The sequence below is a fragment of the Prevotella sp. P5-92 genome (assembly GCF_002251245.1).
Lineage (GTDB): Bacteria > Bacteroidota > Bacteroidia > Bacteroidales > Bacteroidaceae > Prevotella.
Window position 1 is genome coordinate 1 of sequence record NZ_NPJG01000127.1, and the last position, 12,917, is coordinate 12,917.

10 protein-coding genes and 1 pseudogene are annotated in these 12,917 nt (G+C 39.2%); 2 read left to right on the forward strand and 9 right to left on the reverse strand.

Annotated features, from left to right (window positions below; all coding sequences use genetic code 11):
- Together CIK99_RS13745 and CIK99_RS13750 are read left to right on the forward strand one after the other, a co-directional pair.
- Nucleotides 1-215 (forward strand): annotated as a pseudogene (locus CIK99_RS13745) (DDE transposase); the annotation flags it as partial.
- 732 nt (nt 216-947) lie between these two features.
- Nucleotides 948-3,230 carry a leucine-rich repeat domain-containing protein gene (locus CIK99_RS13750; protein ID WP_094382069.1) on the forward strand — a complete coding sequence of 761 codons (2,283 nt, stop codon included), beginning with the start codon at nt 948-950 and terminating at the stop codon, nt 3,228-3,230.
- 42 nt (nt 3,231-3,272) lie between these two features.
- On the opposite strand, the gene CIK99_RS13755 is transcribed toward CIK99_RS13750, so the two are convergent.
- From CIK99_RS13755 to CIK99_RS13795, 9 genes are all read right to left on the reverse strand, one after another.
- Entirely contained in the window at nt 3,273-3,839 is a 567-nt protein-coding gene (locus CIK99_RS13755) for a hypothetical protein (RefSeq protein ID WP_094382070.1), read from the reverse strand.
- Nucleotides 3,836-4,177 (reverse strand): hypothetical protein, encoded by a 342-nt coding sequence (locus CIK99_RS13760; RefSeq protein WP_094382071.1) that lies wholly within the window; start codon nt 4,175-4,177, stop codon nt 3,836-3,838. The genes CIK99_RS13755 and CIK99_RS13760 overlap by 4 nt, the downstream gene beginning before the upstream one ends.
- Before the next feature lie 314 nt (nt 4,178-4,491).
- Entirely contained in the window at nt 4,492-7,371 is a 2,880-nt protein-coding gene (locus CIK99_RS13765; protein WP_094382072.1) for a BT4734/BF3469 family protein, read from the reverse strand.
- 209 nt (nt 7,372-7,580) lie between these two features.
- Nucleotides 7,581-8,018, reverse strand: a complete 438-nt coding sequence (locus tag CIK99_RS13770; RefSeq protein WP_094382073.1) for a helix-turn-helix domain-containing protein — start codon at nt 8,016-8,018, stop codon at nt 7,581-7,583.
- An 85-nt stretch (nt 8,019-8,103) separates the two neighbouring features.
- Nucleotides 8,104-9,306: a hypothetical protein gene (locus CIK99_RS13775; protein WP_094382074.1), complete on the reverse strand. Its 1,203-nt coding sequence runs from the start codon at nt 9,304-9,306 to the stop codon at nt 8,104-8,106.
- 10 nt (nt 9,307-9,316) lie between these two features.
- Nucleotides 9,317-9,616 (reverse strand): helix-turn-helix domain-containing protein, encoded by a 300-nt coding sequence (locus tag CIK99_RS13780; protein ID WP_254047821.1) that lies wholly within the window; start codon nt 9,614-9,616, stop codon nt 9,317-9,319.
- Nucleotides 9,617-9,970: 354 nt separating this feature from the next.
- Complete coding sequence (locus CIK99_RS13785; protein WP_094382076.1) at nt 9,971-10,999, reverse strand: hypothetical protein; 1,029 nt, start codon at nt 10,997-10,999, stop codon at nt 9,971-9,973.
- Nucleotides 11,000-11,010: 11 nt separating this feature from the next.
- Complete coding sequence (locus CIK99_RS13790) at nt 11,011-12,273, reverse strand: site-specific integrase (RefSeq protein WP_094382077.1); 1,263 nt, start codon at nt 12,271-12,273, stop codon at nt 11,011-11,013.
- Complete coding sequence (locus tag CIK99_RS13795) at nt 12,270-12,833, reverse strand: helix-turn-helix domain-containing protein (RefSeq protein WP_094382125.1); 564 nt, start codon at nt 12,831-12,833, stop codon at nt 12,270-12,272. Before CIK99_RS13795 ends, CIK99_RS13790 begins: the two co-directional genes overlap by 4 nt.
- Between the last annotated feature and the right edge of the window lie 84 nt (nt 12,834-12,917).

Below are 12,917 nucleotides of genomic sequence, written 5' to 3' on the forward strand. Positions count from 1 at the left end.
GGGAGGAAGACTATGTCCGCAAGGAACTGGCAAGAGTCAGGGCCACTCAGATGGAAGGCTCGTTCGGAACACAGAAAGAGCATTACGCCATGCGCAGGATCAAGGCCAGGAAGAAGAAAACAGAGATCCTGTACATCTTCTTTGGCATCCACACAGCGAACGCAGTCCACCTGGCAGGGCGTCTGGCAGGGCTGCAAGAGACCAAGGCGGCATAAGAGACATCTGAAACGGAATTAAGATGGAGTCCTCCGAAGAGAACTCCTAATCTGTTATCGGCAAAGGTAGCAAATACACGACTTTGGAGTGCCGTTATACCAGCAAAAAGCAATTAAAACTTGTCGCATGGAGCATCAAGATACCAAGCTGACCTCTATGCGTCCACGACTGAAAGAATTAAACGACAATCCCTATATAAGGGTGCAAGATGCTTCTCAAACCAGAGAAAATTATAGCCAAAAATACACTTCCAGATGTCGTTTTTGCCATTTTTATCTTAAAAAAACATAAATCTTGCAGGTGTAAGCCTCCGAAATTTTCTGGTTTACAAAAGATTTTGTAAATTTGTGTCGCCGTTTGGAGGCTCCTGCTAAAAACAGGGGAATAGCCAGGCGGTCAAGAAGGCGTTATCTGTCTTATTCCTAACTTGCAAAAAAGTCTGGAAAACTTCGTGGGGAATACTCCACATCGCATAGGGAGAATAAGAACAGCATTGCGCCCCTTCTTGTGTACTTCCGAATGAACATGGTACAGCCCCACTGTGCCTTTTAATTCACATAGTACACTGGATGGGGTTGTAGTTACTGTTCATTCCCTAAAGGTTATTTTTCCAGACTTATCCTGCAAGAAGGTGGACTCTAACGAAGCTCCATCCTTTTTGTATATATAAACTAACTGCTGAATCTGTGGAGTTGTTGGCATTAAGATGATAATTCAAATCCATTATATCAATGAAAAAACTCCTAACAGTATTGGCTCTGCTGATCGTAACGATTGGCATATCCGCTCAAACAACAGTTGATTCGAACGGTCAAGCCACAATTATGTATTCAAAAGGCGACAAACTATCCAAGTTGATGAAAGGTGTTAACAAGAAAGATCTCCGTTCGCTTGTCATCAAGGATAATCCTTCTAATCCAGGTTCTCAAAGAGACTACGAATTTGTGAATTTTAAGAATGATTTATGCGAATTTCTACAGAAGAATCCTCAAATAGAGAGCCTGAACTTAATGGATTGTAAGGGGCTTTCTGAAGTGTATTTGGATAACGAATTTATAGGTGAGGGATCAAAACGCAAACCAATTACCTCAATAAAACAAGTAATCGTTGGTGGAAAAGAATACGATAAGTCAAAAGATTTCATAGACAATTCTTTGACTTGTTGTAGTGAATTTATTAGTAAGCCAATTATTCGAGAAAGTTTTCCGAACGTTGAGGAATTTGTCGTAAAAGTGGATAGGAAGGAAAACGAGCAATACTTTCACGACAACTTACCTGTCAATTGGGTTTCCTCAGACGGTTTCTATCCTACACTAGATGGTAAAAAGCGTCTTGTAATTTGGAAAAAATATGCTAAAGATGCAAGTCCTAGGTTCAAGATTTACGAGAAAGGTGGTATTGCTCCAGACTTAAACAATCTTGATGGTGTTGTTTATCTCAATGGTATTTTCTTACGTAATTACAAAGCAGAAACTCTAACAATACCAAGTTCTGTTATATACGTAGTTGGTAATTTTGACAAAAATGAGACTCCTGCAATCGTTGATAACTTGGGATTTGCAGAAAGTAATTATCCTATTTATTTCTCAAGTAACAATGCTATCAAAGTAAACAAATCAATTACTTGTAATAGACCGATAAGTACAAACTCAAATATCTTCAAGGGCGTACCAGACGTTACTTTTGGATATGTAACAAAGATTTTTGGTGGAACAGATTTCAAGAACTGCCAATCAATTACATTTAATGGGAATACTACTATCACTGGTGGTGATTTCAATGGTGTGAGACTAATCACATTCAACAATAATGTTAGTATTGATTATAGCGGCTTTACCAACAGCTTGCGTGAAGGTGACATAATTTTTAATGGAGAAGCATCTATTAAAGGTCATTTTTGTGAGGGAGTCCGTATGATGATGTTTAGAAAAAAAACAGAACTGGCTTCCAAATTTGCCGAACCAAAATTCTTGTATGTACCAAAAGGAACGACTGTACCAAGTTTCGAAGATAAAAGTAGCTCTTATATTTTTGAATACGATCCTAACGCAAAGCGACTGAGTAAAAACATTCAACTGGACAAGCCCAACAGTTTGCTGTCTGTAATAACAATAGATGAATTAATGGCGTGTGATTCTCTTACAATAACAGGTTTCTTGTATGAGACTGACGCAAGTATAATATCAGATAATACCCCACTGTTGAAATACTTGGATATATCAAATACGGTAATAACATATTCACCACAGGCAAACAAAAAAGCAGAAGAAGATGCAGCTTTCGTCTCGGCCATATTTAACTTGATAGGTGCAGCCGCAGATCTCCGATATGCAAATAACGAAACATCCACAATGGACTATTTATACACAAAGGGGGTTGCAGGAATGATTGCAAATAGCCAGAATATAAGTAGCGGTATTGAGCAGTGTTGTATTCCAAATGTGTTCATGAGCGGACATTATTTCTTGCAAGAGGTTCGTCTGCCAATTACTGCTACGACAATCTATAGAAATTGCTTTGGAAACTGTCCGAATTTGGAGATTGTTCAATATCCAAAATTCTTAAAGCAGATTGGAGAGGCTTGTTTTAATCATTGTATTTCATTGAAAGAGATAAAATTACCATCAACAATGACAACTATAAAGGAAGCCTATTATGGGTGCTCAGGATTAGAGACAGTCGATTTCTCCAACCTAACATTAAGTGATTTCCAGGGATTTACATTTCACAGCAAGCCCTTAAAAGTCTATAAATTTCCAAAGTTAAAAAATACAAACTACAACAACCGTCTAGCAAGGGGTTATGAAGGTAGAGTAGAAACTGTGTATATTCCTAACGACTGTGGAGTCATAGCAGCTTCATTGGAGAATTGCAATGTTCACCTTGAGTCTCCAACCATTCCAAAATTTGGTTATCACTGTGGTTTTGAGAATTGTACAATATATTGTCCAAAAGGAAGTGCAACAGAATACTATGCAAGGTTTGGTAAAGACAATAAAATCATAGAAGAATAAAAAATCAATGAGCGACACTTGATTGTGTCGCTCTTTTTTTTCTTAGAGGTCATTGCATTTGAAATATCGTTTGTCAAATGCCTCATAATAAGTATCAATATCTCTTGCTATGACGGTATAACCACCAAAGCTGATTCCTGCTTTTGGGTTGCCTGTAAGTGCTTTTAGTTCTTCTGATACTCGCTTGCCAAGTTCATCGTATGGTGCTTCTCGATTACGTAATCTAAAGGTATAGGCGTGCAAGCCTATACGGTCGAAGAAGTCAAGCTCATGGTAATTCTTCTCAAAATAAGTTTGCCAATCAGGAATAGGCAGGCAGTAATTCTCTTCGTCCCATGTTAATTGGTAAGGACGAATGTATGAAACGCCAACATTTACCCCTACATTCTTTTCATACCGATACCCTTCATATTCAATCATATTTGGATCGTCTCTTTTGTTCCATAAGACGGTCTGGGTATAAAAACAATTAACGTCATTTTTCTCTGCAATTTCATATAGTGGAAGTATAACCTTGCACCATTCTGTCATTGCTTTGCCCAAATCAACGAAGAGTTGGGAGTTTGCCGATGATGTATAACTCGGCTTCAAATCGCTTAAATCAATCATTTTTTCTTTGTTTTATTAGAGATAATACTTATACTCTTACCTTGGTTTGTTGCATACGAGATAAAGCCTCTGTACGCCTCAATTCTTGGTCTGTGTCGTGAAATAATCGCCAACAATTCTTTCAGCGATATTTCCAGTCTCTCAAAATCGCCTTTTTCAGCGATCAGGTCATTCAGTTCTTCGGCAAATGATTTCTTCACTGCCTTTCTTTCTTCTTTCAGGGGCGGTGTCGGGATGGTGGCAGGTTCAAGAGTATTTGTAGGTTTTACGCTGTCATCCACCACATCCTGCCGCCCGGACATGAAGCTGTTCCATAAGTTCTGTACTAAATCGTTCATGGTTATGTTTGTCTATAATGGTAAGGTTGGCTTTAATGGTAGTCTTCATATAGCACATCAGCCATCGGATTGAGCCGATGACCGATATGCAAATCCACAAGTGGGATAACTGCTCGTGGAACAAAAGGACTACACCTGTGTGTGTAGCTTTGCTAGTGAATGGTATGTAACACTTTTTTACTCTAAAACTATACTATTTCCTATATAGTAGTATTTCGTTAGAGTAAATTTTTGTTATTTTCACTAGCTAATATACTATCTGCATAGCATATCTCTGGTGTCCACATACACAGGGCTTGCCCTGGGATGATGGTTTACCATCGTCCGTATTTCCTTCTGTCTGAGCCAAATGGGTTATGATCATAAGCATAACTGAGAATACTGTCAATCTCTGATGCTGGCATATTTGAATAAGTCTTGTCAAGGTAGGCTTTTGCTTTCTCTTGAGGAATGCCAGCTTTACAGAGAGTACCAGTAATTACAAGTAAGCCAGAGTGTCGATTACCAACCTTAAAGTATTCTGGCTTTTGTTCATGCCAATGTTTGTCTAATCTCTCGATTACAGCGTCATCAGTAAGAACCATTTCCCACAGTTTATGAAGAAATGCTGTTGTCCCAGAGTCAAGCTTTACGATTCCTTTTTCTCCATTAACTGACATTTCTTTCTTTGGGCTAGGTGGAGTTATGGATGGATCATACTCAAAGTGAAATGCTTCAGGACTAGGGTTTCGCCAAAGTCCAGGATCATACGAAAAGAACTGACCTCTTGAAATATCTGAAACCACGTTATCGATCTCTGGCAGACTACAGACCTTCAGGAGCTGAGTGAACAGATTGAAATGGTGTTCAGGATTAACCGAGTCATGAAGGATGAGAGCCTTGATTCCATGACCTGATGGAGTTTCAAAGATAGCATATACGAAAGGGAACTGCTTAAGATGGTCTTTCGCTTTTTCTTTGGCAACATCATCAGCAAAATGGTCATAATCGAGAGCTACAAATGACGAGTAAGTAGTAATGCTGTGGTCATGCTTTGTCTCAAAAACGCCATTTATACAAGCAACGGGGAGCCAATCTTTCTTCATCTTAGCGATTTCGTCAGGATCAGTCTTTCCTCGAATCTCTATAATGACATCGGCAATAGTCCTATTCTGCTGCCCCTTACTCGTAGAATATGTTCCCTTTTGTATAATATCCAGGAAGCGGTCTATGGTTATCTCTTTATGTGTGTTCGGAAGCCAGACGTGAGGGAAGAACGAAATATTCTTTTGGTATATAGAGTTGATGACATACCTTCTCTTGCCAGTCTTTCTGTCTTGAGTTTTCTTGACAGTAATATAATCTTCAATATCACAGGCTTTGGGAGTCTTGGTACAGCCCGCCCTCTCATAGGCTTTCTTCAACAGTTCTTTCAATTTTTCAGGTGTAAAGGTATCGCCCTCGTTGACAAGTTGGCGAACCTCTGTTATAACCCTGTCCTCAAAAGGAGAAGGCTCAGCCATGATAGCCTTGATCTTGCTCTCCTGGAACCCGACCTTCTTCAGCCATTCATAACCGAGTGCATCCCAATAGTCATTATACCTCCTTGGAACAAAGTCAAGTTCCTCGATTAGTTCAGGATGATCCTTACGGAATTCACTGTAGAGTTTTATTCTTTGTCCTGTATTAGGTGTGGATTCGAAGCTAGCCTTGAATGCTAAGACTTCAGGATTTGAAGACTTTGTGCCAATAGAGCCTTTGATACCCGCCACCTTCTGTTGACGGATAACTTCATATTGGCTCGTATAGTTCTTTCTTCTTATCTCCCATGCCCTAATCTCAGCCCACATATAAAGAGAATTAAATCCCACTTCAAGCTGTTGGTCGTTCTTGATACAGAGGTAATCGTCAGAATAATGTTTTTTCTCGATATTGCTACGGTACACTTTAATCATGGCTTTCTTCTGCTGATCATTAAGTCCGTTAAATATCGAAATCAACTCTTCCGTCGCTTTCTTCTTCTCTTCAATATAATCCTGAAATTCTTTGTCGCTGATGCTTATTGCCCCTTCCTTTATGAAAAGTATTGCTTCATTTCGGAATGGGTTTCGATCAAGACGTTGGCGACCTAGAATCTGGCTTAGGTCTGTACTGAGGTCCAAAGCCAATGTCCTACTCTTTGGATCAGCAAAAATAAATGAATAGGCACACTCGCTATTGAAATCACAGCCCAAAAAGTATGCTCTGGTGCAAAAGGTAAACTGCTTATGTGGTTCTCCTTCAGCAGGAATGGAACCAATCGTAATTCCCTCCTTCTTCAGGAAGTCTCGATTACTTTCAGAGCAAAGGACATTGTATTCTTCGGGCTTCAGACCACTCTTCTTTATGATCGAACAGATATCCTTGACCATGTTGACATAAAATACGGCTTCGGTGGTGTCAATCTCCTTGTTTCCATATCTAACCGTCTTTCCATTCTTCATGGTTTCGATAATCTTGCGGCATTCCTTAATAGGAGAATTGCCTTTTTTCAGAGTGATATTGAGTACATTTACCTTTTCTACCATCTCGTCAGGCCACTTAAGTTCAATATACGGAAGATTCTTGAACTCATCAATCTCGTCCATATATTTCTCCAAGAAAGGGGTCGCACTCAGATATATGACTGTCTTGAACTTGGCAGTATTAGAGAGCAACTGCATTTCCGTTAAGGATTTATAAGTTGCATCTCCAAAAATTGCCTGAAACTCATCGACTACCACCGTCCAGCTATCAAGTTCATTGGGTGATATGAGAGTCAAAGCGTCGATAATATGGCCGATACTGTCATAGGTTGTCATGAGTTTTGGTGTTTCGCCTTTCGTAAGACAGCGATGAACGTACTGAACCACTTCACTATTGTATCTTTGAATATCCTCAAAGGTAGCTTTCTTCTTGCTCTGAGATTTACCGTTTGTGTCAGAAGTGGAGTTGTCAGACAAATCGCGATAGATCCAAACATTAGGATGTTTAGCTCTTTTATTCTCAATTAGGCTTACTCGTGGCGAACAAAGAATGACTTTCTGGGGGTTGCTAAGATAATACTGAGTTGCTCCTACACCTGTATGAGCCTTGTTCAGAATGAAATGCTGACCATGAGGAATCTGATTCTCAAAGTCCGTCCACTCGCTAAGGTACCTGATACCCTCGGGAGCTGTAATAATTGTTTCTTTCATTTCTTGTTGTAATTTTTTTGTTTGTTAATATGTGAATCCTTGTTGTAGAGAAGAGTAATGCTGACACAATCCTGAAGAACCATGCCAGCATCACAATTACAACAAGAATCGAGGGGTTGTCCTCATTTCTTAAGGTGTAAAAGACCTGTCATGAGCAAAATAGCGATTTGCAAACAACACGCTCATTGCCATAACGAATAGGGAGGGCTTCAGGATAATCCTAACCTCTTAAGGCGATTCCGAATTGCACCTGTGTTACGCCCCAGTTCATTCGCCATTTCATTAACAGTCTTACCACTGGCATGAAGAGCTTTAAGCCTAGCCTCTTCTTCTGTAGTCCATACAGCATAAGCCTTTGAATGAAGAGTCTTCTGTTGTTCCATATACGATGTAGGAGGTGACGTTAAAGATGGAACAGGAGGCACAGAAACTGCCATCGACGGTGAAGACCTGTTTCTTTGTGTAGAAGTTGAGTAGCGGTTCTTTTTCACTGCCAAAAGAGCTTTTGCCAGTTTCTCCATACCTTCTAGCTCCAAAGCAATAGCACCTGTTTTCCCTTCTTGTTGTAATACTACACCATCATCGGCAATAGTCAAAATCACTTTACCGAATGAGGAATTTACGACTGATTGTTTTTGATTTCTCATTATTTCTAGTTGTAAGAAAAAACTAAGTTTAGCCTTTTCTGTTAAATACTTTGACCCTGCCTCTCACAGTGGGTCATTGTTATACTTATATTTTCAAACTGTGTGCTCCAACAAAGGTGTAGAACTCCTGCTCTAGAATCTGCTTTCTCTGCTCATCCCTGCTTGGCTTTCCCTTTTTTGTCTTAGCTTCAATGATTGCCTTGACCTTGTTTTCTGCAAGACCATCTATGAACTGCACAAAATACTCGGTAGCCTTGTCATCACCAAACTTAGCAGAGAGTTTACCCCAAAGAGACGATACTAGCATTGGGAACGCCTTGGTTTTGAGAGTTTTGTCCTTCCCTTCTCCAATAGCGACCTTTAGAGCCTCGAATATTTTACTAGCAGATTCATAGTGAATGAAGGTGTCATTAGCATCCCCATTAACAATCTCATCCTTCTTAACACGATCTGTTTTCAGTGTGGCGAGTTCACAAGCTGCTTGGTACATGTAGCCTTTTTTGACCAAACTGTTGATCATATCCCATCCCGGGTGAGCTTTAGTCCCCTCTGCAAGTAATCTCTTAAGAACCATGTCTTGAGACTTCCAGACTGTTACCTTGGTATTGATTACATCAAATGCCCTTGTTATGTTGTAATATCCAGCTGCGTCTGAGCTGGGAAAAACAGCATATATTTCAGGCCACTCCTCAATAGGTAAATTCATTAGAAAGTTTATTCTACCATTTCCATCAAGAAGCACCAAAATCAAGGCATTTTCAGGGAATGGCTTGTCTTTGTCGGAATCATTTGCGAATCTCTCATAATCAATACCTGCTATAACTGCAACTTTGGCAGATATTACAAGAAGTATATGCTGAGACCCATGACTCAGAAGAGACTCACCTGTTGCTTTCATATCGGATGGGGTGTGAACTCGGTTAACCTTAGGAGAAGCAAGGATGCCTCCTGATTTCACAAACTTCTTCAATGAAATAACTACGTTGTTGCCGAAAGGAATAGCACCATACCTAACAGGAGCTTCAGAGATCTCCGTTTTACATACATCTGTAACCTCCTGGAGGTGTCTCTTCTCTTCATCTGTATATGCAGGTCTGTAATCCTTTTGGGGCTGTACCTTCACTTTTTCGGTCTTTTCTTCTTCAGGACTAGCACCTGAATTTGCCTGATCATCTTCCACCTGATCAGCAGTGTTGTTCTCGTTCTGAGGCTCTTCTACGCCAACCTCACTTTGCTGTACCTTGGTCTCTGTTGCAGAAACCTCAGTCTGAAGAGTGTTATTCTCCATAACTATATTATTAAATAATGTGTTTGCGCTTGCTGCTAACGAACTCCATTGCTTCTTGCTCAAGTTCTAACTCGGATTTGCAATATTCATTCTCCAGCAACCACTTGTCAATTTCTGACTTATTAAAGATGATTCTACGACCTTTTTTATGAAAAGGGATTCTATGCGAACTCGTCCAACTGTAGATTGTCTGCTCGGCAGGGTGAGTGGGCAAATACTTTATAAGTTCAGGTACGTTGAACCATAGAGGCTCTTCATTTGCAGAGTTGGATTGATCCCATCGATCGACTTTAGAATGTAGTTCTTTCATTCCGTTAAGAATTTGAACCAACAACTCAGGTATGTCATTAAATGTGGGCTTGAGATTTTGCATAAATTGCTTTTTGTGGCTTCTGTTATGTACGTTGTCTCCCGGGATTGACTAGTACGGTTACATCAGCTGGATTAAACTTTTTATTTGTTAATTCTGGGTCATTAGAACTTTTCAGTTCGTTTTGACGGCACAAATTTAACGCTATATTTTGACATAATAATTGCATTTTGATTGTGCTAATAATTTGATATATAAAGTATTCCAACAATCTTCCTGTAATCTTCCAGCAATCTTCCAAAGGGGCAAAAAAAAGAGTCGCAAAACTGCGACTCTAAAACAATGCATATTGAATTATTTTAATCCTAACTCCTCAAACCATGCATTGAACTTTTTACTAAAATTATTTTCTGAACAATAATCTTCCTTAACAAACTTATCTGTTAAATCCATGAGTTCACGAATGAACCCCTTTGGCGGCTTGGCAGTGTCGTTTAAATGGAATTCCATTTTATGAACCTTTACTTTTTCACAGATAAAGTATGCTAACGAATCAGGTTCCCAGCCTTTTTCACGGCAACTGACTATCATATTTTCAATATCGATACCATTTGCTGAGAGATAAAAATCAACTTTAGGATATGAATATCGATATTTCTCCGATAATAAATTTGCAAAACCAGTATTGATTTTATATTTTTCTTCGACTACTAGATCGTTTATTAGATCGTCTTGGAAAATCTGCTCAATGATTTCTCGCTCTTTTTCAGTATACCGGGTGTAAAAAAACTTATAATAATTATATGAAGCAAAGCGAATCATATTTGTGACTATTTCCTGAATATCCGAAATGTCTCCGTCGAAATTAACCAAACTAGCATAATCCGTCCAATAAGAATATAGTTTGTCAACATATTCTTTAAGAAATCTGGCATCAACATTGTCATCTTTCTCAATTATTTCACATAGTTTCCCTTCAAGTACTTCCTTGAGATAATCGATACCTTTTTCTTCCAACAACACGTCAAAAGCCTGTATATACAGATCGTCAATTTCATTCAACATATTTCGGCTTGAGGCATAAAAAGAACTATAGTGACTAATATGATGAACGCACTTTGAAAACGGAACAATAACCGTCCAATATCGGAGCACCCACTCTATACAATTTTTATAGTCGTAAATTTTACACTCTAATTTTTCTTGAACACGAACAAGTAACTTTCGCCCATACTCCGAGTCATCATCCAGAATCTCCTGGATCTCTCTATATGTACTAAGAATGTTATTATAAGCGGGATCATCATCAGGTCTTGACTTTTTTTCAAGTTCAAGATAATAATTTTCCCGATTAACTAATTCACTTTTTAAGTCAACACTCATAAATCGCTGGTTTATTTTGTAGGTAAGTTAATCTTGATTGCATCAGCTGCATTCTCTTTCTTTTGATCTACAATCTTCGTGTAGATCTGTGTTGTCTCAACCTTAGTATGCCCAAGCATCTTACTAATCGTGTAAATATCGGTTCCATTAGCAAGTTGAAGGGTGGCGAAGGTATGTCTGAAACAATGAAAAGTGATGTGTTTAGTAATCCCTGCAGCTTTAATCCATCGCTCCAGGGGCTTCGAAATCCAAGAAGTACTAGGAAGTCCCTCAAAAACTAGACGGTTGTCATCAAGCCGTTCTCCACACAAGCCGTAAGCTTGTTCTGAAATAGGTGTATATTCAACACCTTTTGTTTTTTTCTGAACAAAGTTTACTCTGTAGTGATCACCTTCCTTAACTATTTCACGCCATTTCATTTTCTGTATATCCACATGACGGAGACCTGTAAGAGCAGAAAAGAGTGCTGCACGCTTAATTATTGGATTGTCACAGTCAGTTGCAGCCAACATATTCAACTCGTCAAGAGTGAGGTGCTCACGACGACTTTCTTCTTCTGGAATACCTTTTACTTTTGCTGCAACATCAACATTGAGATACCCATCAACAAAAGCTTGTTTCAGACCAGCTTTGAATATGGAAAAGTAGGTTGCTGCTGTATTTTGGGACACAGTACCAGACTTGCCACCGCCTTGAGGAGCCGTAAGCATAAACATCTTAAAGTCTTCTACAAGTTTAACATTTACAGTAGAGAATAACAATGGTTTGCCTTCTGTGTAGATTTTCAGCAACTCATATACTCTATTCCAGTTGATGACTATAGAATTAGAAGCATTCTTGTGACGCTTTTCTGAAAGATGCTTGAAGTATTCTATGTAGTCGCATGAAGAACGTTCATTTTGAGCTGCCATTTCTGCCTCGTTATCGGTATATAACTCCGCATTGTCGTATTCTCGCTGACGAATAGCTCGTACCTTATCTGCATAAAGACAAGAATCATTATCGACTGCAGAACGACACATAATGACACCGTTAGCATCACGCTTTGGCTTATAGGTAATAACACCCTCTTTTGTGGTCTTAGCAATATGAGTCTTATCCCATATAGGTGTTGTAACCGTTCGATTTACAGCCTCCTTTATTCGGGTAGGTTTGCTGTTAGGTGTCTTATAAATAGGATAAATGTCTATTATAAGCCACCATTCATCACGTGTCTTAGCCTCAGACTTACGAAGCTTAACAGTGCACTTTGTATGCTGGAAGGATTTTTTCATAATCTGGTAACGTCTTTATAGATTCTGTCAATTTCTGATTTTGGTGCATAAACGTAATTACCTATCTGTCTAGTAGGGATGGAATACTTGCGTATGTGCATATAAACAGTACTATCGTTAAATCCGAACTTCTCTGCAATTTCACCTATGGTATAGCAATCTCCTGGTTCCAAACTGTACGTCTTAGGGAGCGGTCTGCTACGATCGATAGGCTCTTGACGAAGTGGTAATTTTTCAAGGAGGGCGGTTTTACTGATCCTGGTCAAACGTGTTCCCAAGTTAATACTTGGGACATCGCCTTTCTGAATTAGACGACGGATTGTTTTAGCACAAACTCCAAAAATAGCTTCGGCTTCAGCAATGCTGATGTAATCTCTGCCATCTGGAACTTTAGATATTAACTGATCCATCAGAGCACGTTTGTGTTCTTCTGAACGTCTCTTGTTGGTTGCAATCTCAGAGCATTTCTTGCAGCAGTAGCGAGAGTCCAACGTTCTTGCAAGGAACGTTGCACCACAGGTTTCACATTTTCTTTTAATTTCATATTTTGCTGTTGGCATATTTATAAAGTATTTTTCCACATAAGTGGACATTAGTAAACATAAGGGTATATAAGGGACACCTTGCTGTAAATTAAGAGACGT

Excerpts from the sequence above, each read along its gene's own strand:
- CIK99_RS13775 (WP_094382074.1), bottom strand. The coding sequence starts at position 9,306 with ATGGAGAATAACACTCTTCAGACTGAGGTTTCTGCAACAGAGACCAAG.
- CIK99_RS13765 (WP_094382072.1), bottom strand. The coding sequence starts at position 7,371 with ATGAAAGAAACAATTATTACAGCTCCCGAGGGTATCAGGTACCTTAGC.
- CIK99_RS13755 (WP_094382070.1), bottom strand. The coding sequence starts at position 3,839 with ATGATTGATTTAAGCGATTTGAAGCCGAGTTATACATCATCGGCAAAC.
- CIK99_RS13770 (WP_094382073.1), bottom strand. The coding sequence starts at position 8,018 with ATGAGAAATCAAAAACAATCAGTCGTAAATTCCTCATTCGGTAAAGTG.
- CIK99_RS13780 (WP_254047821.1), bottom strand. The coding sequence starts at position 9,616 with ATGAAAGAACTACATTCTAAAGTCGATCGATGGGATCAATCCAACTCT.
- CIK99_RS13785 (WP_094382076.1), bottom strand. The coding sequence starts at position 10,999 with ATGAGTGTTGACTTAAAAAGTGAATTAGTTAATCGGGAAAATTATTAT.
- CIK99_RS13760 (WP_094382071.1), bottom strand. The coding sequence starts at position 4,177 with ATGAACGATTTAGTACAGAACTTATGGAACAGCTTCATGTCCGGGCGG.
- CIK99_RS13750 (WP_094382069.1), top strand. The coding sequence starts at position 948 with ATGAAAAAACTCCTAACAGTATTGGCTCTGCTGATCGTAACGATTGGC.
- CIK99_RS13790 (WP_094382077.1), bottom strand. The coding sequence starts at position 12,273 with ATGAAAAAATCCTTCCAGCATACAAAGTGCACTGTTAAGCTTCGTAAG.
- CIK99_RS13795 (WP_094382125.1), bottom strand. The coding sequence starts at position 12,833 with ATGCCAACAGCAAAATATGAAATTAAAAGAAAATGTGAAACCTGTGGT.